Source organism: Paraburkholderia susongensis, assembly GCF_900177725.1.
GTDB classification, from domain to species: Bacteria; Pseudomonadota; Gammaproteobacteria; order Burkholderiales; family Burkholderiaceae; genus Paraburkholderia; species Paraburkholderia susongensis.
On the sequence record NZ_FXAT01000016.1, the window covers coordinates 30,949 to 52,061 of the forward strand.

The following is a 21,113-nucleotide window of genomic DNA, read 5'->3' on the forward strand; positions in this document are numbered from 1 at the left end:
CATATGAGTCAGTCACGCAAGCTCGGTCTCGCCGTCGCCCAGATGGGTCCGGTTCATCTCGCCGACGAGCGCCGCGCAGTCGTGAAGCGTCTCGTCGAGATGCTCAAGGAGGCGAAGGCGCGCAACGCGAAGTTCGTGGTGTACCCGGAACTGGCGCTGACCACATTCTTCCCGCGCTACTGGATGACCGAAGCCGCCGCTGTCGAGCGCTTTTTCGAAAAGTCGATGCCCAACGCGGACGTCGAGCCGCTTTTCACGGCGGCGCGCGAAGCGGGTATCGGCTTCTATCTGGGTTACGCCGAGTACACGAGGGAAGGACGTTGCTTCAACACGGCGATCATCGTCGACGAAACGGGCAAGATCGTCGCCAAGTATCGTAAGACCCATCTTCCTGGCCACGCCGACCACAAGATCGCGGCGCCGTTCCAGCATCTCGAGAAGAAGTTCTTCGCCGTGGGCGACACCGGTTATCCGGTGATCGAAACCCTCGGTACGAAAATGGGGATGTGCCTGTGCAACGACCGGCGCTGGCCCGAAACGTGGCGCGCGATGTCGCTGCAGGGGGCTGAGCTCGGCGTGCTCGGCTACAACACGCCTTCGCAGAATATCCACTGGCCGGAACCCGTGCATCTGCGCATGCATACCCATCTGATCACGCTGCAGGCCAGCGCTTACCAGAACGCCATGTGGATCGCGGCCGCCGCCAAATGCGGCTACGAGGATGGCTACCACATGATCGGCGGATCGGTGATCGTCGCGCCGTCGGGCGAGATTGCCGCGCAAAGCTCGACGGAAGACGACGAAGTGATCACGGCGAACATCGACCTGTCGCTTGGCGACACCTTCCGCGAGCACGTTTTCAACTTCGCGAAGCACCGCCGCCCGGAGCATTACCAACTGATCGTGGAACGCGTGGGCGCCGGCGACCCGCTGCCGCACGATCCGGACCAGTTCAACTAAACCATCGCGATACGGGAGAGAGGATATGAGCGAAGGCTTTGAAGGTCGCGCGCCTGCCACGGCGCCGAACGTGCATTATGCAGGGCCCGTGCCGGAGCCTGCGCAGGGCAAAGCGTTGCTCGGCCAGCCGCATGTCCGGGCGCTGATCGCCTCGGTCTCGGGTTACGCCATGGACGGCTTCGACCTGCTGATCCTCGGGTTCATGCTGAGCCTCATCTCGGCGGATCTCGGCCTCACGTCCACCCAGGCGGGGGCGCTCGTTACCTGGACGCTGGTGGGCGGCGTGGCCGGCGGCATCATATTCGGTATCCTGAGCGATTATCTCGGGCGTGTGCGTGTCCTCACCTACACGATCTTGCTGTTTGCCCTGTTTACCGGACTGTGCGCGTTCGCGAGAGGCTACTACGATCTGCTCGTCTACCGGTTCGTGGCGGGGCTGGGCCTCGGCGGCGAATTCGGCATTGGCATGGCGCTCGCCATCGAGGCGTGGCCGGCTAACAAGCGCGGTCGCGTGTCGTCCTATGTCGGCATGGGCTGGCAACTCGGCGTGCTCGTGGCCGCGCTCGTGACACCGGTCCTGCTGCCTCACATCGGCTGGCGAGGAATGTTCCTGGTGGGCCTCGCGCCCGCCGTCATGTCCTTTGTCATTCGCAAGGCGATTGGCGAATCGGAAATTTTCGTTCAGAAGGTAGCGCGCCGGAAGTCTCACGAGTTCCCGCTGAAGACGCTGTTTCGCGATCGCGAAACCACGCGGCGCAGTATCGGCATGATCATCATGTGCTCGGTGCAGAACTTCGGCTATTACGGGCTGATCATCTGGATGCCCGGCTATCTGACCAAGGCATTCGGCTTTACGCTCGCGAAGTCCGCAACGTGGACGGCCGCTTCCATTCTCGGCATGCTCGTCGGCATCTGGATCTTTGGCCAGCTCGCCGATCGTGTCGGGCGCAAGCCGACCTTTGTCCTGTACCAGATCGGCGCGCTTGCGATGGTGTTCCTCTATTCGCGCATGACGACGCCCGAAGCGTTGCTGATCGGCGGGATGATCGTCGGCATCTTCGTGAACGGCATGATGGGCGGATACGGCGCCCTGATGAGCGAGCTTTTCCCGACACACGCTCGCGGGACCGCGCAAAACGTCCTCTGGAGCATTGGCCGCGCGGTGGGCGGATTCGGGCCGCTCGTCATTGGAGAACTGGCCAGCCGCTTTTCGTTTGGCACCGCGATCGCGACCATCGCGTCGATCTACCTGATCGACGTGATTGCCACGCTCACCCTGATTCCAGAACTCAAGGGCGCTGAACTGGAATAGGCGCGAGCCAGTTCGAGCGATGCCGCTTTACGAAGCGACGCACTCCGATAACATGCGCCAGTCGGCGACATAGTCCGGCAAGTACGCAATCGAACGAGGGAGTGCGCGCGAACGCGGCGGCTCGTATCCAGCGGGTTGGCACGCCAGAAGATATGCACCGCCAGTGGTTCCCGAGCGGTCCTCGGAAATCCATACCGCCTGGTTGGGCCGCATCGTCGCGAGCAAGGCAGCGAAATGGCGATTGGCGGTCAACGGGCCTTCGATCACGATTTCACCGGTGCTGTTCAGGCGCGCGAGGCAATCGTTCGTGACCAATGCGGTGTAAAGCGTTGCAAGTGCATACGACTCCTGCGGCGAGGACGGTTGCGGCCCGCGGATCTCGCCGCTTCGATCGGGCCACGGGCCGCCTAATGGGGCAAAGCTGGGCAACGCGAGCGTTCTGCGGGCGACGAGCGCGGCAATGTCTTCCCAGCGGCAGTCGTTGGCTTGTCCCGCGTTGAGCAGCGCAAATTCGCGACCGCCCATAAATCGGGCGCACGCAAGCGGCCGGCCCCACGCATCGACGTTGGCCAGCATGTCGCGCCGCGGGTCGAGTACGGAGAGCGGCGCGCCGATACCTGCCACGAGCGTCCACGTACCCGACGAGATCACGTTCAACGGGGCTTGTGGCGACGGTGCGCCATAGAAGTGCTTGACCATTGAAGCGTTGCTGTCGTGGATGCCGCACACGACGCGACAGTTCGCAGGCAGACCCGTTCGCGCCGCCAGGCCGGGCAGCAGCGTGCCGAGCGTGGCGCTGGCTTCGCGCAGCGGTGGAATCAGCGACTGCCAGCCTAGCCTGCTCACCATGGGCGCCAGCCGGCCGCGCGTGACATCCCATAGATCGGTATGGCAACCCCAGGACGTGACCTCTCCGGCCACCACGCCCGATAGCCGCCATGCCCAGTATTGCGGGTAGGGCACGATGGCGCGCGTGCGCGCGAATGCGTCGGGAAACCGCCTCGCCTGCCAGTACAACTGCTTGCCGACGTTCAGCCCGCCCGCGAGCGCCGGCGAATAGGTGCAGCCGAAATCGTCGCGTTGCGACGCGTAGGCAAGGTCGACTTCACCCAGGCCGGTGAACTCGTAGTCGAGCACGGGAAGCGCGAGTGCTTCGTCGCCCAGCAGCGCGACCGTTGCGCCGTGCGTCGTCGTGATGATCGAGCCGATCCGGTGCCGCTGCGGCAAACGCTCCAGCTCGCATAGCAGCCAGTGCCATATGGCATCGACGTCGAAGTGCGGATACGGGCCTGCGTGAACGGCATGGTTGGCGCAGCGTGCCTCCGAAAGCGAGGTTCCGTCCTCGTCGATCAGGCTCAGTTTGAGGTTGGTCTTGCCGATGTCGAACACCACGACCCGGCCGTCATGTGCACGGTTGAGCGCCGGATTCATGGCGCGACCGGGTCGGGGTCGACCACCACGACCTCGATATCCTGACCTTGCAACATCGCAACGGTCTCGGGGCTGACGTTGCTGTCCGTAATCAGCGTCGTGACGCGCGAGAGCGGGCAAACAATGAGGCCGCCGCGCTTGCTGCTGAATTTCGAGCTGTCCACGAGCACGATCAGCTCGTCGGCCTGCTTCATCAGCTGGATTTCCGCACGCACCAGAAGCGGATCGCTCTCCAGCAGTCCTAACGGTGATACGGCCGCGGCGCCGATAAACATCTTGCTCGCGTAGTGATTCTGGATCACGTCGTTTTCGAACGGACTCACGATCACATTCTGCTCCCGATAAATCTTCCCCCCTGGAAGCAGGATTTCATTGCTGCTATGCGTGAGCAACTCGTGCGCCGTGAGGAACGAGTTGGTCAGAATGGTGAGCTGACTTCCGGCGAGGGACTCCGCCATCATGTGCGTCGTGCTGCCGCCGTTGATGATGACTGTCTCGCCGTTCTGGCACATCTGCGCCGCGCGACGGGCAATTGCCCGCTTGCGTTCCGGAAATACCGCACTGTTCTCCACGAAGCTCGACCCCACCAGGCCCGTCGGTTTGTCTGGTGCGAGATGCTGGGCGCCGCCGTGGACCTTGACGAGTTGCCCGCTGGTCGCGAGCACCGTGATGTCGCGCCGGATGGTTGCCGCCGAGGCGCTGAGCGCGCTCTCGAGTTCTGTGACGGTGACGCTGCCTCGCTCAGCGAGGATTTTCAGCAGTTTCTTGCGCCGCGTATGGTTGATCAAAGTCCGCCCTCCAGGTTCACTGGATTATGTCATTTGCGCATCAAACAATCATTAATTGACGAATGGTGGAAAACCCGCAGTCAAAATCAATCACAAAGTTGATTGAATGACGATTGAAAAATGATCGTTTTGTGGACAAACTTCGAGCGGTCAACTCACAAAACCAGCGAGACAACGCTTCCATGAAGACCTTTTCCGCTTTTGCCGCTTCGAAACCGATCGCTTCCCTTTGGGACGACGCACAGGCTGCGTCGATGTCCGAACCGGAGCTTTTGCTTTATCGCTCCAACCTGCTGGGAAGCGACCTGCGCATCACCAACTTTGGCGGCGGGAATACCTCGGGCAAGATCGACATGCCAGACCCGCTGACCGGGCAGACGGCGAAGGTACTGTGGGTCAAGGGCTCGGGCGGCGACCTCGGCAGCATGAAGATCGACGGCTTCGCGACGCTCTACATGGACAAACTGCAGGCGCTCAAGGCGCGTTACCGCGGCCTCGCGTACGAAGACGAGATGGTCGCGATGGCGTCGCATTGCACCTTCAATCTGAATCCGCGCGCCGCCAGCATCGACACCGCGCTGCATGCCTATATTCCGAAGGCGCACGTCGATCACATGCACCCCGACGCAGTGATCGCCATCGCCGCGAGCGAGCACGGCGAGCAACTCACACGCGACATCTTCCAGGGCGAACTGGCCTGGGTGCCGTGGCAGCGCCCCGGCTTCGATCTCGGCGTGAAGCTCGGCGATATCACGCGCGATCATCCCAACCTCAAGGGCCTCGTGCTGCAGAATCACGGCCTTTTCACCTGGGGCAATACATCGAAGGAGTGTTACGAGAACACCGTGCGCGTGATCGCTCAGGCCAATGCCTGGCTCGCGGAACGAAGCGACGTGCCGGCCTTCGGCGGCGCGGTGCGCGCGCCGCTCGACCGGCAGGCGCGGCTGCGGGTCGTCGAGCGGCTCGTGCCTTCGCTGCGCGGCAAGATCAGCGGTGACGGCGCGAGCGGCCAGCGCAAGCAGGGGCATTTCGACGATCGCGCCGAAGTCCTCGAATTCGTGTGCAGCCAGGACCTCGCACCGTTGGCCGCGCTCGGCACTTCGTGCCCCGATCATTTTCTGCGTACCAAGATCTATCCGCTGGTCCTCGCTTTCGACCCGGAGCGGGACAACCTCGACGAAGTGATTGACGGTCTCGATGGCACGCTCGAGCAGTACCGTGAGCAATACCGCGCCTACTACGAACGATGCAAGCGCCCGAACAGTCCGGCCATGCGCGATCCGAACGCGGTGATCTACCTGATTCCCGGCGTCGGCATGCTGAGTTTTGCGCGCGACAAAACCACGGCTCGCATCGCGAGCGAGTTTTACATCAACGCGATCAACGTGATGCGCGAAGCACAGCGCGTGGACCGCTACGTCGGCCTGCCCGAGCAGGAGGCCTTCGACATCGAATACTGGCTGCTGGAAGAAGCCAAGCTCCAGCGCATGCCCAAGCCGAAGAGCCTCGCGGGCCGCATCGCGCTAGTAACCGGCGCGGCCGGCGGCATCGGGCGTGCAACCGCCGAGCGCTTCTTGCAGGAAGGGGCCTGCGTGCTGCTGGCGGATATCGACGCAAACGCGTTGGCGCAAGCCGAGGCAAGCCTGAGCGAGCGCTTCGGCAAGGACGTGGTGGCGAGCGCCGTGACGGACGTCACGAACGAAGTGTCGGTTCAGGCTTCGATGGCCGCGTCGCTCACGCACTTCGGAGGGCTCGATCTGGTGGTGTCGAACGCCGGCATCGCTTCGTCGGCGCCGGTTGGCGACACCAGCCTCGAACTGTGGAACCGCAACATGGACATTCTCGCCACCGGCTACTTCCTCGTGGCGCGCGCCGCGTACCGGTTGCTGCAGGAGCAGGGCGTTGGTGGAAGCATCGTGTTCGTGGCGAGCAAGAACGGGCTGGTCGCGTCGGCGGGCGCGGCTGCGTATTGCACGGCAAAGGCGGCGGAAATTCATCTGGCGCGCTGCCTCGCGCTGGAAGGCGCCGAGCACGGCATTCGCGTCAACGTGGTAAATCCCGATGCCGTGATTCGCGGTTCGAAAATCTGGGACGGCAAGTGGAAGGAAGAGCGCGCCGCCACCAACAAGATCGCGACCGACGACATCGAAGACTTCTACCGCAAGCGCAGCATGCTCAAGCTCAGCGTGTTGCCTGAGGACATCGCCGAAGGCGTGTACTTCTTCGCGAGCGATCTGTCTGCCAAATCGACCGGCAACATTCTCAACGTCGATGCCGGCAACGCCGGCGCCTTTACCCGGTGAGCCACCGGCTGCCGCGCGCGAGCCCTGGCGCGCGGCATGCGATGGACGACGCCCCGCGTGGCGCTGAATAAAAAACACAATGTGGTGGAGACATGGACAACGATCACTACCTGCTTCACGCAGCGGGTGTGCAAAAGTCGTTCAACGGCGTGCCCGCGCTGCTCGACGGCCGGCTTGAACTGCGGCCGGGCACGGTGCACGCGCTATGCGGCGGCAACGGCGCCGGCAAGTCGACCTTCCTGAATATCCTGACCGGCATGCTGCGGCGCGACCGCGGCACGATCCGTTGCAAGGGCCAGCCGGTCAATTTCGAATCGCCGGCCGACTCCCTCGCGGCGGGCGTTGCGATGATTAGCCAGGAACTGAATCCATTACTCGACATGACCGTGGCCGAGAATCTCTATCTCGGCCGTGAACCGATGCGGCTCGGCGGGCTCGTGATCGACTACGCGCGGCTGTTCGAACGCGCCGCCGCACTCATGGAGTCGCTCGGCTTCGAGATCGACGTGCGCGCGCCGCTGCGGCGCCTGAGCCTCGCCAAGCGCCAGCTCGTCGAAATCGCCAAGGCGATCAGCTACGACAGCGAGATTCTGATCATGGACGAGCCGACCTCCGCGATCGGGGAGGCCGAAGCCGCCATTCTGTTCGAAGCGATCCGCAGACTGACGGCGCGCGGCGTCGGCGTGATCTATGTCTCGCATCGAATGAGCGAGATATTTTCGATCGCAACCGAATACACCATTTTCCGCAACGGCGGCTTTATCGAATCGGGACGGCTCGCGGACATCGACGCGGCCCATCTGGTGCATGGCATCGTCGGCGAGCGCGTGACGCGAAGCCAGCGCCCCGCCACGCTGCGCGACGAGCCGGTGATGCTCGAAGCGCGCGGCTATACCCAGCGAAAGCGCTTCACCGGCATCGATCTGCAGGTCAAGCGTGGCGAAATCCTCGGCATTTATGGGTTGATGGGCGCGGGCCGCAGCGAATTTCTCAACGCCGTTTTCGGCCTGACACGGCCCGACGAGGGCACGCTGCTGATCGACGGAAAGCCCGTGCGCATCGACAAACCCGCTGACGCGCTGAGCAACGGACTCGCGCTCATTACCGAGGACCGCAAGGACACGGGTCTGATCGGCTGCCGCTCCGTGCGCGAAAACATTTCGCTTTCCGCCTTGCGCAGCTACTCGAAAGCCGGCTGGATTCGCGCCGAACGTGAGCGCGACGCCCTCGCGAAAATGGTTCGCCAGTTCTCGATCCGGGCCAGCTCCGGCGAAATCCCGGTGCAGCAGCTTTCGGGAGGCAATCAGCAAAAGGTCATTCTCGCGCGCTTTCTGCTCACGAAACCGCGCGTGCTGCTGTGCGACGAACCCACTCGCGGCATTGACGAAGGCACCAAGCAGCAGATTTACGAATTTCTCAATAGCTTCGTGGCGCAAGGCCGCTGCGCGATCGTCGTGTCGTCGGAACTCGACGAAGTCATGCAGGTGAGCGACCGGATCGCCGTGTTCGCGCGCGGCCGGATCAGCGGGACGCTCACGCGCGCCGAGGCGTCACATCACGCTTTGACGCATCTGGCGTCGTGAGCGCTGCCTGTTCCCGCATTTTCCTGGACAAAACATCATGATGCTTGCTCAAAGCTCCCTCTCGATGAAGCACCTGTCGCGATATGGCATCGTCGCGGCGTTTGTCGCGATCTGCATCGCCCTGTCGTCGCTGAACCCGTATTTTCTGACCGTCAATAACCTGCTGAATATCCTGCAGCAGGTGTCGATCAACGGCTTGCTCGCAATCGGCATGACGTTCGTGATTCTCGCTGGCGGTATCGACCTCTCGGTTGGCTCGGTCGTCGCATTCGCCGGCATGGTCGCTGCTAGCGTCGTTGCGGGCGACACGCCCCATTCTCCGGTTGTGGCGGTTGCCGCGGGCGTCGCAGTCGGTGCGGCGTGCGGCGCGCTCAACGGCGTCGTGATCGCGCGCTTTCGCGTGCCCGCGTTCGTCGTCACGCTCGGCATGCTCAGCGTCGCGCGCGGTGCAACGCAGATTTACAACGACGGCATGCCGATCTCCGGCTTGTCCGACGCGTTCCTGTTTCTCGGCCAGGGGAAAGTGGCCGGCGTGCCCATTCCGGTTCTGATCTTTCTCGGCTTGTTTGCCGCGTCGTTCGTCGTGCTGCGCTATTCCCGCTTTGGCCGCTACGTCTACGCGGTTGGCGGCAACGAGAAGAGTGCGCGTGCGAGCGGCGTGCCCACCCGCCTGATTCTGCTGTCCGTCTACGCGATATGCGGCGCGTGTGCGGGGCTGGCCGGGATCGTGCTCAATGCGCGGACCACGTCGGCGCTCACGCAGGCGGGCGTCGGTTATGAACTCGACGCGATCGCCGCGGTGGTGATAGGCGGCACGAGTCTTTCGGGCGGCATAGGCGGCGTCGCCGGAACCCTGTTCGGTGTGCTGATCATTGGCGTGATCAACAACGGGCTGGATCTGATGGGCGTGTCTTCGTATTACCAGCAAGTCATCAAAGGCGCCGTCATCGTGTGTGCGGTTCTACTCGATATCGCCGCGCGCCGGGAAAGCAACTGAGGCCGAGCCTCGCACAATCTGATAACCAGGAGACGATATGAAATTCACTAAATGGTTTACATCGGCCGCGCTTGGCGCAACTTGCGTGGCCGCGTTCGCGCAGTCGGCGCCAGTCAAAACGTGGAAGATCGGCGCGGCTGTGTACGGCCAAAGAAACGAGTATGCCCAACTGTGGGTGAACGCGATCAAGGATCATCCGGCAGTCAAGAGCGGCCTCGTCAGTCTGACGGTCTTCGACGGCCGCTACGACCACATGACGCAGGACGGTCAGTTCGACACGATGATCACGCAGAAATACGATGGCGCGCTCTACATTCCGATTGACTCCATTGCGGGCGGCAATGTGGTGCGCAAGGCGACCGCAGCGGGTCTGCCCGTGGTCGGATCGAACGGGCCGGTGAAGAGCGACCAGCTGGTCTCGTACATCGGCTCGAACGACGTGCTTGGCGGCCAGCTTGAAGCGACGGCGGTCGTCAAGCGGCTTGGGGGCAAGGGCAATGTCGTGATTCTCGAGGGACCGGTCGGGCAGATGGGCGCGACCCAGCGCGGCCAGGGCATCGACATGGTGCTCAAGCAGAACCCCGGCATCAAGGTGCTGGAACGCAAGACTGCCAACTGGTCGCGCGCCGAAGCACTGACGTTGATGCAGAACTGGATTACGGCGCACCCCGGCCAGATCAACGGGGTGATTGCCGAAAACGACGAGATGGCGCTTGGCGCGATTGCCGCGTTGAAGGCCGCAGGCATCGACCCGAAGACGGTCCCGATTGCGGGCATCGACGGCGTGACCGACGCGATCAAGGCCATTGCGCGCGGTGAGATGGTGTTGACCGAGCGGCAGGACGCCAAGGCACAGGCGCAGGGTGCGCTCGACATTCTGCTGCGTCACGAGATTGGCCCGAGCTACAAGCCGCAATCGGCGATCTGGCAGCAGTACGCGTCGAGCATGCCGTGGGGCGACGGCGCCGCGAAGCTGTACGCGGTGCCATGGACCGAAGTGACGCAAGCGAACGCCGCGCAGTTCGTGGCCGAGCGTTGAGAGGCCATCCTGCTAGCAAGCACCAATCCGTTTTCCATCTCCTATAGAGAGGTTTTGCTTCCATGCCTGGCTCTTTTCAGCAAGCGTTCGACTTTAGCCACAAGGTTGTCATGGTGACCGGTGGCGCTTCAGGTATCGGATTCGCCATTGCCACCCAGTTCGTCGCTCAGGGCGCGAAGGTGGCGTTGATCGATACCAGCGACGACGTGGAGCGCGTTGCGGCGTCGTTTGCAAACGGCAGCGCGGGTTGGCACGGCGACGTCAGCGACGAGGCGCGCACCGAGACCATCGTGGCGGAGGCGATTGCCCGCTTTGGACACATCGACGTACTGATCAATAACGCGGGCGTCGGGCTCATAGAAAAGGCCGAAGCCATGAGCACGGCGCTATGGGACAAGACGATGTCGGTCAATCTCAAGGGCCCGTTCCTTTACAGCCGCGCGGTCGGTCGCCACATGCTAGGGCGCGGTGCGGGACGTATCGTCAACATGGCGTCGCAGGCGGCGCTCGTGGGGCTCGACAAGCATCTGGCGTATAGCGCGAGCAAGGCGGCGCTGCTCGGCATGACGCGCGTGCTCGCAGGCGAATGGGGCCCGCACGGCATTACCGTCAACGCCATTTCGCCCACGGTGGTCGAGACGGAGCTTGGGCGCCGAGCCTGGGCAGGCGAGGTGGGCGCACAGTTCAAGCGCAAGATTCCCTCGGGGCGCTTTGCCCAGCCTGACGAAATCGCCTATGCCGCGCTCTACCTCGCCAGTGACGCCGCCGGCATGATCAACGGCGAAAACCTGGTGATCGACGGCGGCTATACCTCGCAATAGGGCCACGCAAATCCGGCCTTCCACGTTGCGCCTCCGTGCGCGATTCAGAACCAGACAAAACTGGAGACAAACATGAACAAGCTCGTTCGCACTACGCTCGTTGCCGCGGCGCTGGGTTGCGCCGCAACGGTCCACGCCGAAACGCAAAAGCCGCCCATCAGGATCGGCGTGTCGTTCCAGGAGATGAACAACCCGTACTTCGTCCTGATGAAGCAGACCGTCGAGGAAATGGCGGGCACGATCGGCGCCACGGTCGTCGTGACCGACGCGCGGCACGACGTGTCGAAGCAGATGAACGACGTCGAAGACATGCTGCAGAAAAAGATCGACATTCTGCTGCTGAACCCGACGGACTCGACAGGCGTGCAGTCCGCCGTGCGTGCAGCGAAGAAGGCGGGCGTGATGGTCGTCACCGTGGACGCGAACGCCGAGGGCCCGGTCGACTCCTATGTCGGCTCGAAGAATACCGACGCGGGGCGCGTATCCTGCGACTATCTGGCGAAAAGCATTGGCGGCAAGGGCGACGTGGCGATTCTCGACGGCATTCCCGTCATTCCCATTCTGCAGCGCGTGAAGGGCTGCAAGGAGGCGCTCGCCAAATACCCCGGCATCAAGATCGTCGCCACGCAAAACGGCAAGCAGGAACGCGCCACCGCTTTGACCGTGACGGAAAACATGCTGGCGGCCAATCCCAACCTCAAGGGCATCTTCAGCGTGAACGACGGCGGGGCGATGGGCGCGCTTGCCGCCATCGAGAGCAGCGGCAAGGACGTCAAGCTCACGAGCGTCGACGGCGCGCCGGAAGTAATCAAGGCCATGCAGAAGCCCGGCTCGAAACTGGTGGCCACGGCCGCGCAATTCCCGCGTGACGAGATTCGCATTGCAATGGGAATCGCATTGGCGAAGTACTGGGGCGCCAACGTCCCTTCGAGCGTGCCGGTGGACGTGAAACTCATCGACGCCGCAGGGGCGAAGACCTTCTCCTGGTAAGGCGAAGGCCGCACCCGGCAACTTCAGGCAAGACCCGCGAAGTCGTGCTCGCGGCGATATTCTCGCCGCGAGCGACAATCACGAGAACAGCGCGATGAACGACACGAACGAAGTACTGAGGCTCGAAAAGGTCTCGAAGCGCTTTCCCGGCGTGCAGGCGCTCTCGGGAATCGATCTGTCGATTCGCAGAGGCGAAGTGCATGCGTTGCTTGGCGAGAACGGCGCAGGCAAATCGACATTGATGAAGATCCTTTGCGGCATCCATCAGGCCGACGAAGGGCGCATCTATATCGAAGGCAGCGAGCGAAAATTCAGCGGTTACAAGGACGCGATCGAGGCCGGCGTCGGCATCATCTTCCAGGAGTTCAGCCTCATTCCGTATCTGAGCGCCGTGGAGAACATCTTTCTCGGGCGTTATCGGACCAACGGCATCGGCTTGATGAGCAAGCGCGCGATGAAGCACGCTGCGCACGAGCTGTTCCAGTCGCTGGGCGTCCAGATCGATCTCGACGTGCCGGTGTGCGAGCTTTCGGTGGCACAGCAGCAGTTCGTGGAAATCGGCAAGGCGCTCTCGCTCGATGCCCGCATTCTGGTGCTCGACGAGCCCACGGCGACGCTCACCCCGAACGAGGCGGAGCATCTGTTCAGGGTGATGCGCGAGCTGCGCGCCAAGGGGGTGGCGATGATCTTCATCTCCCACCATCTTGAAGAGATCTTCGAAATCTGCGATCGCATTAGCGTGCTGCGTGACGGCGCGAATGCGGGTTTCGCCGACGTAGCCAGCATAGACGTGGCGGCACTGGTCGAGATGATGGTGGGGCGCAAGATCGAAAACAACTTTCCGCCCAAAGCCGTGCGCGGGCCGCATGCGCGCAAGGTGCTCGACGTGTCCGGGATACAGCTCGTGAAGGACGGCCCAGTCAACCGTTTCGATTTATACGAGGGCGAAATTCTTGGCTTTGCGGGGCTGGTGGGTTCCGGACGCACCGAACTCGCGCTCGGAATGATGGGGGCCGATCCGGTTCACAGGAAGAACGTGCTTCTGAACGGCAGGGAAGCTTCATTGAAAGACCCGACGCAGGCTCTCGCGAACGGCATTGGCTTGTTGCCGGAGAGTCGCAAGGTTGAAGGGCTGATTACCGATTTCACGATTCGCTTCAATATTTCGATCAACAACCTCAGGAAGTACGGGAAGCGGGCGTTGATCAGCCGCGCGGCCGAAAAGAACTCGGCCCGCGATTTGTGCCAGCGGGTGGGCGTGAAGGCGCCCAGCATCGAGTCGCGCGTCGCAACGCTCTCGGGCGGCAACCAGCAAAAGGTGGTGATCGCGCGCTGGCTCAATCATCAATGCGACGTGCTGATCTTCGACGAGCCCACACGCGGAATCGACGTCGGCGCCAAAGCGGAGATCTATGAGCTGATGCGCGAACTCACGCAGCAGGGCAAGTCGATCATCATGATTTCCAGCGAGCTTCCCGAGATCGTCGGTATGTGCGACCGAGTCTGTGTTTTCTCGCGCGGGTCCATCGTGACGACCCTTGAAGGCCACTTCATCAATGCTGGCGACATCATGCGCCACGCAACAGCAGGGAACTCCCTATCATGAACAGAACAGCCAGCCATCCAGTCATGCCGGCGCCGGCCGGCGGCTTTTTCACCCAGCTGCGCAGATCGACGGCCTTCCTGCCGCTGGTGGGCTTGATCGTGATATCCGTGTTCATGGTTGTCATGACGGACAATTTTCTATCCGTCGGCAATCTGCAGAATATCGCGCTGCAGTCGTCGATCAACGGCATCATCGCGGTCGGCATGACGGCGGCCATTCTCACCGGCGGCGTCGATCTCTCGGTGGGGGCGGTCGTCGCGCTGTCGGGTACGCTATGCGCGGGAATGATGGTGCGCTTCGGCATGCCGGTCTTCGTGGCCGTGCTGCTGGGCATTGCGGTCGGCGCGGTGTTCGGCATGTTCAACGGCTATTGCGTCGCCTACCTGCGCATGCCGTCGATCATCGTGACGTTGGCCACCATGGGCGTTGCGCGGGGCCTCGCGCTGATCTATACCGGCGGCTATCCGATCGACGGCTTGCCCGACTCGTTTTCGTTTCTCGGCGATGGCGTGGTGGCCGGCATCAAGGTGCCCATTCTCGTCATGCTCCTCACCTACGCCATTGCCTTCGTCCTGCTCAACCTGGCGCCGTTCGGCCGCTATGTCTATGCGATCGGCGGCAACGAGGAGGCGACCCGGCTGTCGGGCGTGCGCGTGGCGCGCTACAAGCTGCTCGTGTACGCGCTCAGCGGCTTGACCGCGGCGATCGCCGGCATTGTGCTGGCTTCGCGTATTACCAGCGGCCAGCCTGGCGCGGGCGTAGGCTTCGAGCTCGACGCCATCGCGGCGGTCGTGATGGGCGGCACGTCGATTGCCGGCGGCCGGGGCGCGATTCTGGGCACGCTGGTTGGCGCGCTCCTGCTGGGCGTGCTCAACAACGGCTTGAACATCATGGGCGTCTCGCCGTATCTGCAATTGATCGTGAAGGGCGGCATTGTGCTGCTGGCTATTTTCATCAGTCGTGAAACCAGGCGCTGAAGCGTTTCGCTCAATCGAAAGAGGATTTTGAAAATGACTTATCACGGATTCGAAAAGGGACTGGCGGGCAGCGCCATCGGGCAGCTCGCCGCCATGCAGGCGGTCGTCTGTCACGGTCCCAGGGACTACCGGCTCGAAACGGTCGAGCGTCCGACGGCGGGCCCCGGCGAGCTGGTCATCAGCATTGCGGCTTGCGGCATTTGCGCGTCGGACTGCAAGTGCTATTCGGGCGCCAAGATGTTCTGGGGCGGCGAAGGGCAGCCCGCGTACGTCAAGCCCCCCGTGATTCCCGGACATGAGTTCTTCGGCTATGTCGAAGAACTTGGCGAAGGCGCGGCCGAGCATTTCGGCGTGCAGAAAGGCGATCGCGTGATTGCCGAGCAGATCGTGCCGTGCGACAAATGCCTGTTTTGCAAAAGCGGCAAATACTGGATGTGCGAAGTGCACAACATCTTTGGATTCCAGCGCGTGGTGGCCGACGGCGGTATGGCCGATTACATGCGTTTGCCGTCAACCTCGCGCGTGCACAAGATTCCGGAAGCGATCTCGCTGGAGGACGCTGCGATCATCGAGCCATTCGCATGTGCCATTCACACGGTGAATCGGGGCGACATCCAGTTCGACGATGTGGTCGTGATCGCGGGAGCGGGTCCGCTGGGTCTGATGATGGTGCAGGCGGCGCATCTCAGGACGCCGAAGAAACTCGTGGTGATCGATCTCGTGCCCGAGCGGCTGGCGCTCGCCAAAACGTTTGGCGCCGACGTGGTGATCAATCCGAAGACCGAGAACGCCGAGGCAATCGTGCGGGAGCTAACCGGGGGCTACGGCTGCGACGTTTATCTGGAAACCACCGGTGTGCCCGCGGGCGTGACCCAGGGCCTGAGCATGATCCGCAAGCTGGGCCGCTTCGTGGAGTTCAGCGTCTTCGGCGCGGATACCACTGCGGACTGGTCGATTATCGGCGATCGCAAGGAACTCGATGTGCGTGGCGCGCATCTGGGTCCGTATTGCTACCCGGTGGTGATCGACCTGATGGCGCGGGGGCTCATCACTTCCAAAGGCATCGTCACCCACAATTTCCCGCTTTCCGACTGGGAGCAGGCCATTGTCGTTGCCAACTCGCTCGACTCGATCAAGGTGCTGCTCAGGCCCGAGCGACTGGAACGCTGACGCGTTCGTGAGCGGCTCAGGTGGCTTTCGGGGCCACCCGGGCCGTTGACGTTCACACGAGTTCTGTCGCGATAAGTCGTTTCGGGGAGAGGCGCTTCCGGGCAGAATGCGGGCGCATCGAAAATCCTTGAAGCCCGTCATGGGGCGCGTTCGGCGTTTGATCGGCAGAGCCGCTCCGGCTCTGCCGACCACGTCACACGGTTACGGCGTGCGCGGAAACTCGAACGCTTCGAACAGGTCGTCGATTGCGGGTGCGTTAACCGGCACATACGGATGCGTCTGCAACTGGATCGGGTTCGGCAGATTGTCGCGGCTTCTTTGCGTGATTGGCTTCAGATGCCAGTTGCGGTCGATGAACTTCACGATCGACGCATGATCCCCGTACTGGTGCACGACACGTCCACCGCGCGAGTAGGGCGATACGACGATCATCGGAATGCGCGGGCCGTCGCCGAAGAAGTCGAGCGGCTGGATGTAGCCTGAGTCGTAGTAGCCGCCGCCTTCGTCGGTCGTGATCAGGATCGCCGTCGAGGCCCACAGGCTCGGGTCGCGCTGCACCGTGTCGACCAGCTTGTGCACGAACGATTCAAAGAGCCCGAACTTCGACGACTCCGGGTGCCCGTCGAGCAGACCGCCCGGTTTCACGAACGAAACCGCGGGCAGCGTGCCATTCGTAATGTCCGCGTACAGATCGGTCGTGTCCTGCAGGTGCGCTTTGACGAGCGCGGGGTTCGTCATGATCGCGGTTTCATACAGGAATGGGTTGCAGATATTGCAGTAGACACTCGTGGCGGGCGTTTTCACAAACGTATTCCAGCCCTCACCGTAGTACTTCCACGAAATGTTCTTCTCGATCAGCGTATCGGCGATCGTCCGCACCGGCGACGGCGGGATCGTGAATGCACTCGTATTGACCGTGCCGTCCCCGTTGTAGCCCGGGTTGTAGTTGTTCAGCAGGTAATACGTGTTCGGCGCGCATTTCGCGTCCGGCTTGTACGGTAGACGGTTCAGGTACTGGCGCAGTGCGCCGGCGCCGGGCTGATGACCATCCGAGCAGTTGCTGTACGAACCGCCTGAATAGCCGTCCTGCGTGTACCAGTTGTTGGTGTGTGCCAGCGGCAGCGGATTTTCGATCTGATCCGCCGGCGGCTTCGTGGCATTACCGTTGCCGTCCGTGTAGTAGAGCGCGTCGGCGGTACCTATCATGATGCTGTTTGCGCCTGTGCCGCCCATCACCGGCTGGTGGTAGTTGTCGCTGATCGTAAATTCGCGCGCGAGATGCGTGAAATACGGCATGTCGCCGGTATTCACGTTGTAGTAGCCGAGCGCGGTCGCTCCTTCACCGGTTGTCTCGTCGTTGAAGTTCGCGGGCCGGGGCTGGCCGTTCGAACCGGCGCCCACTGACGTCTCTACCCACGCGAACAGATCCATCTGACAACCACTCGGATTATCGAGTGTGGCGTGATCGAGACTGCAATCGGCCTCTTGCCAGTTCTGATAGAAGCGGTGCACCGGACTGTTGATGTACTGGTCATAGTCGGGACCGACGCGCGAGATCTGATACGGTCCGTTCGGCAGGTTATATGTGTTCGAGCCGAAGCGCGTATCGACGCTATGCATCGGCAAGCCGCTCGCACCGGTGGTCAAATGCACGACGTCCCAAGGCTCCATCATCGCGCCCTCAGCGGCCTGCGCCGCTGCGAGCGTAGCGAACGGCGGCGGACTGGTATCGCTCGGTGTGCTTGCCGTGGAGCCGGTATTCGGCGCCGGCAGCACCGTATATAGCTGCTTGCCGCCAGGCGCCATATCGAAGCGCTTCGGGTCCGTGGCACTGGCCGTGTATTGCGCGGCCAGCGCGAAGTTCGGGCCTGGGCGGCCGTCGGCCGTGATGATGCCCTTCGACAACAGGTTCGCCACCGTCTGCCCCTGGCGGGGCGTGTAAGCACCGAATACGTGATCAAACGTGCGGTTCTCGCCGACCACGACGATGACGTGCTTGATTGGCGATGCGGTGTTCACTGTCGCGGCCGCTACCGCGGCCTGCTGCTCGCTTTGCGCGACAGCTGGGCAGATAGCGGCAGCAAACGCAACGGAAACGGCGCCACAAAGCAAGCCGCTTCTAAATATTGGTGTACTAATTACATTGGCAATTTTTTTCACGAACGCCTCCATGACGTTACTCAGACGAGCAAGCGGTGATGTGGCGTGTGGAAACGACGGGCAGCCCCCTGCGTGGGGATGCTGCCTCTATTACAAAGCGTTACGACGGAAAGAAATTATCGGGGGGGAATGACAAAACAGGGACGAAAAGAAGTCGATGGCATGTGAATTTGCCAACGGATTACTTTCACTGCGATCCGCATTGCTCGATTCGCCCGTGGCAAAGGCCGCGAGCACATCATCGTTCATTGCGGTTATCTCGTCGCTTCAGCATGAATCGGCATCATATTTTCATATCATCGGCGAGACGAAAACGAAGGAACCTCGCTTCAGAGCGAGCCTGGTTCTGTCCGCAGATGATTGACGAACAGCTTGGCGGCAGTCGGCAGTGATTCAAAGGAGCGAACGCATATTTGGATTTTGCGCCGTGTCCATGCTTCGGAAAGCTGAATTATCCGGAAGTTGAACATGACCGAGTAGCGTCGAGCCAACTCGAGCGGCAGTATCCCAATGCCAAGCCCCGAGTTGACCATGAAGCACAACGCGTCGAAACCAGTGCATTGGACTTTCAGTTTCAGATTGCGTTTTTCCTCGTTCGCAGCGGCGGCCAACACGCGATTGATCGAGCTGCCCCGATGCAAGCCGATGAAGTCATAGTCCAACGCTTCCGCGAATCGGAGACCGTCGCGTGCTTTCAAGGGATGATCGGCCGGAACCACAAGAGCCAGCACATCTTCGCGATAAGGAAAAATCTCCACGTCCTGATCGGACATGTCACCTGAAAATATACCGACGTCCGCCGCGTTTTCAGCCACCGACTTGATCACGGCCGACGTGATCTTCTCCTCGAGATCGACCTGAATGTTTGGATATTCACTCAAGAATTTCTTGATGTCGTCCGGCAAGAATTGAGTGATGGCCGAGATGTTGGCGTGCACGCGGATAAAGCCACGAATGCCGACTTCATATTCGCGCATGTGCACGGCGATTTCATCGAGTTCGTGCAGCGCCCGTCGTGCCATCGTGGAAAGTTCGGTGCCCGCGGGCGTGGGCCTGATCCCTTTGTTGGTCCGAATCAGCAGCCGTATTCCCAGCGTTTCCTCGAGTTCGCTTAGACGCTTGCTGACTGCTGCCGCGGCGATGTGCTCGTTTTCCGCGGCAGCCGCGATCGTACCGCGCTCTACCACACTGACGAAGAGCTTGAGGGAAACAGGATCGAGACGCATAACACGAGTGATTGATGCAGCTGATGGATGCGCCGTGCTACGACGCGGCGGCGCAATTCTACCCGTGCGCCAAAGTCTTGTCATCGCGATACGTGATGGCAGCATCATGAAAAGCTGCTTTAGGCCGCCATGCCGCTGTTGCTAGACTGCCAGCAAAAGTGGAATACAACGATGCCGCGAGACGCAGCGTCAGCTCAACAGAAAAAAGGCGGAGACAGGCATGGCATTGCGAGCAGCAGAATTATTGCGTCAACACGCCTACGTGGGCGGTGTCTGGTGTGCAGCCGACAACGGCGCCACCATCGACGTGCGCAATCCCTTCGACAATAGCCTGCTGGGCACGATCCCTAACCTGGGTGCAACGGAGACCGCGCGTGCCATCGCGGCAGCCGATGACGCGCTGCCCGCGTGGCGCGCGAAGACCGGCAAGGAGCGCGGCGCCATTCTGCGCAGGTGGCATCAACTGATCGAACGGCACAGCGACGATCTCGCGCTGCTGCTCACGCTCGAACAAGGCAAGCCGCTCGCAGAAGCGAAAGGCGAACTGAACTACGCGCTGTCCTTCGTCGAGTGGTTCGCGGAAGAGGCCAAACGCGTCTATGGCGACGTGCTCCCGACGCCGCGAAGCGACCAGCGCATGATGGCGATCCGTCAGCCGGTCGGCGTCGTGGCGGCCATCATCGCGTGGAATTTCCCATCGGCGCTCGTCACGCGCAAGGTCAGTCCGGCACTCGCCGCGGGCTGCACCGTCGTGTTGAAACCGTCCGAACTGACGCCGTTCACCGCGCTCGCGTTGGCGTGGCTGGGCGAGCAGGCGGGCATTCCGCCGGGCGTGTTCAATGTCGTGACGGGCGATCCGGCTCCCATCGGCTGCGAGCTCGCCGGGAGCTCCGTCGTCCGCAAACTGACGTTCACCGGATCGACCGCGACGGGCCGGTTGTTGATGCAGCAAAGCGCATCCAACATCAAGAAGCTGTCGCTCGAGCTGGGCGGCAATGCGCCCTTCATCGTGTTCGAGGACGCCGATCTGGACGACGCGGTGCAAGGCCTGATGGCCTCCAAATTCCGCAATGCGGGCCAGACGTGCGTGTGTGCCAATCGGGTGTTCGTGCATGCGAGCGTCGCCGGGACGTTTGCCGCGAAGCTGCGCGCCGAGATCGAACGGATGAAGCTCGGCAACGGTTTGGACAAGGATGTGACGATCGGGCCGCTGATCGATCAACGGGCCGTTCAGAAGGTCAGCCGCCTCGTCGACGATGCAGTCGCGAAGGGCGCGCGTCTCCTGAGTGGCGGCCGCCTGAGCGAGCCCGGCTCGTTGCTGTTCCAGCCGACCCTGCTGGACGGCATCTCCAATGATATGGACATCGCGCACGCAGAGATCTTCGGGCCGGTGGTCGCGCTGAGCGTGTTCGAATCGGAAGAAAGCGTGCTGGCGCGTGCGAACGATAGTGAATCGGGTCTCGCTGCCTACTTCTACACCGCCAGTCTCGAGCGTACCTGGCGTGTCATGGAAGCACTCGAATACGGGATCGTCGGCATCAATACGGGCGCAGTCTCCAATGAGGTCGGTCCGTTCGGTGGCGTCAAGGAATCCGGCGTCGGACGCGAAGGATCCAAATACGGCATCGAAGAGTTTCTCGAACTCAAGTACGCATGCCTCGCCGGCAAGTCGTTCAACAGCGCGCGTTAGTTGTCGACTGAGCGCCTGATCTGCACGCGGGCGTGCGTCGCCTGCAAGTTTTCCCCGTGA

General features: G+C 62.0%; 16 protein-coding genes. 12 read left to right on the forward strand and 4 right to left on the reverse strand.

Going from position 1 to position 21,113, the window contains the following annotated elements; genetic code table 11:
- Positions 1 to 3: 3 nt before the first annotated feature.
- Positions 4 to 960, forward strand: a complete 957-nt coding sequence (locus tag B9Z01_RS30550) for an N-carbamoyl-D-amino-acid hydrolase (protein WP_085489279.1) — start codon at positions 4 to 6, stop codon at positions 958 to 960.
- Between the two features lie 25 nt (positions 961 to 985).
- Positions 986 to 2,272, forward strand: coding sequence for an MFS transporter (locus B9Z01_RS30555; protein WP_085489280.1), 1,287 nt, complete (start codon positions 986 to 988; stop codon positions 2,270 to 2,272).
- A 27-nt stretch (positions 2,273 to 2,299) separates the two neighbouring features.
- On the opposite strand, the gene B9Z01_RS30560 is transcribed toward B9Z01_RS30555, so the two are convergent.
- Together B9Z01_RS30560 and B9Z01_RS30565 are read right to left on the reverse strand one after the other, a co-directional pair.
- Positions 2,300 to 3,703 carry an FGGY-family carbohydrate kinase gene (locus tag B9Z01_RS30560; RefSeq protein ID WP_085489281.1) on the reverse strand — a complete coding sequence of 468 codons (1,404 nt, stop codon included), beginning with the start codon at positions 3,701 to 3,703 and terminating at the stop codon, positions 2,300 to 2,302.
- Complete coding sequence (locus B9Z01_RS30565) at positions 3,700 to 4,491, reverse strand: DeoR/GlpR family DNA-binding transcription regulator (protein ID WP_085489282.1); 792 nt, start codon at positions 4,489 to 4,491, stop codon at positions 3,700 to 3,702. Before B9Z01_RS30565 ends, B9Z01_RS30560 begins: the two co-directional genes overlap by 4 nt.
- Positions 4,492 to 4,673: 182 nt before the next feature.
- Between B9Z01_RS30565 and B9Z01_RS30570 the strand changes: the two genes are divergently transcribed.
- The 9 genes from B9Z01_RS30570 (at position 4,674) to B9Z01_RS30610 (ending at position 15,977) form a co-directional block, all read left to right on the forward strand.
- Positions 4,674 to 6,794 carry a bifunctional rhamnulose-1-phosphate aldolase/short-chain dehydrogenase gene (locus B9Z01_RS30570; protein WP_085489283.1) on the forward strand — a complete coding sequence of 707 codons (2,121 nt, stop codon included), beginning with the start codon at positions 4,674 to 4,676 and terminating at the stop codon, positions 6,792 to 6,794.
- Between the two features lie 92 nt (positions 6,795 to 6,886).
- The gene (locus tag B9Z01_RS30575; RefSeq protein ID WP_085489284.1) at positions 6,887 to 8,377 is read left to right on the forward strand and encodes a sugar ABC transporter ATP-binding protein; all 1,491 of its coding nucleotides are present in this window, start codon (positions 6,887 to 6,889) and stop codon (positions 8,375 to 8,377) included.
- A 37-nt stretch (positions 8,378 to 8,414) separates the two neighbouring features.
- On the forward strand, positions 8,415 to 9,374 hold the full coding sequence (locus tag B9Z01_RS30580; RefSeq protein ID WP_085489285.1) for an ABC transporter permease: 960 nt from the start codon (positions 8,415 to 8,417) through the stop codon (positions 9,372 to 9,374).
- A gap of 37 nt (positions 9,375 to 9,411) precedes the next feature.
- A complete protein-coding gene (locus B9Z01_RS30585; RefSeq protein ID WP_085489286.1) occupies positions 9,412 to 10,413 on the forward strand; it encodes a substrate-binding domain-containing protein in 1,002 nt (333 codons plus the stop codon).
- Between the two features lie 62 nt (positions 10,414 to 10,475).
- Positions 10,476 to 11,234, forward strand: a complete 759-nt coding sequence (locus B9Z01_RS30590) for an SDR family oxidoreductase (protein WP_085489287.1) — start codon at positions 10,476 to 10,478, stop codon at positions 11,232 to 11,234.
- A 72-nt stretch (positions 11,235 to 11,306) separates the two neighbouring features.
- Complete coding sequence (locus tag B9Z01_RS30595; RefSeq protein WP_085489288.1) at positions 11,307 to 12,224, forward strand: ABC transporter substrate-binding protein; 918 nt, start codon at positions 11,307 to 11,309, stop codon at positions 12,222 to 12,224.
- 94 nt (positions 12,225 to 12,318) lie between these two features.
- On the forward strand, positions 12,319 to 13,830 hold the full coding sequence (locus tag B9Z01_RS30600) for a sugar ABC transporter ATP-binding protein (protein ID WP_085489289.1): 1,512 nt from the start codon (positions 12,319 to 12,321) through the stop codon (positions 13,828 to 13,830).
- Positions 13,827 to 14,807, forward strand: a complete 981-nt coding sequence (locus B9Z01_RS30605) for an ABC transporter permease (RefSeq protein ID WP_085489290.1) — start codon at positions 13,827 to 13,829, stop codon at positions 14,805 to 14,807. The genes B9Z01_RS30600 and B9Z01_RS30605 overlap by 4 nt, the downstream gene beginning before the upstream one ends.
- 33 nt (positions 14,808 to 14,840) lie before the next feature.
- Positions 14,841 to 15,977: an alcohol dehydrogenase catalytic domain-containing protein gene (locus B9Z01_RS30610; RefSeq protein WP_085489291.1), complete on the forward strand. Its 1,137-nt coding sequence runs from the start codon at positions 14,841 to 14,843 to the stop codon at positions 15,975 to 15,977.
- A gap of 201 nt (positions 15,978 to 16,178) precedes the next feature.
- Here B9Z01_RS30610 and B9Z01_RS30615 read toward each other — a convergent pair whose 3' ends face one another.
- Together B9Z01_RS30615 and B9Z01_RS30620 are read right to left on the reverse strand one after the other, a co-directional pair.
- Positions 16,179 to 18,149 (reverse strand): alkaline phosphatase family protein, encoded by a 1,971-nt coding sequence (locus tag B9Z01_RS30615; protein ID WP_085489292.1) that lies wholly within the window; start codon positions 18,147 to 18,149, stop codon positions 16,179 to 16,181.
- Between the two features lie 317 nt (positions 18,150 to 18,466).
- A complete protein-coding gene (locus B9Z01_RS30620) occupies positions 18,467 to 19,363 on the reverse strand; it encodes a LysR family transcriptional regulator (RefSeq protein WP_085489293.1) in 897 nt (298 codons plus the stop codon).
- A gap of 220 nt (positions 19,364 to 19,583) precedes the next feature.
- Here B9Z01_RS30620 and B9Z01_RS30625 point away from each other — a divergent pair, with 220 nt between their 5' ends.
- Positions 19,584 to 21,053, forward strand: a complete 1,470-nt coding sequence (locus B9Z01_RS30625; RefSeq protein ID WP_085489294.1) for an NAD-dependent succinate-semialdehyde dehydrogenase — start codon at positions 19,584 to 19,586, stop codon at positions 21,051 to 21,053.
- The last annotated feature ends 60 nt before the right edge of the window (positions 21,054 to 21,113 follow it).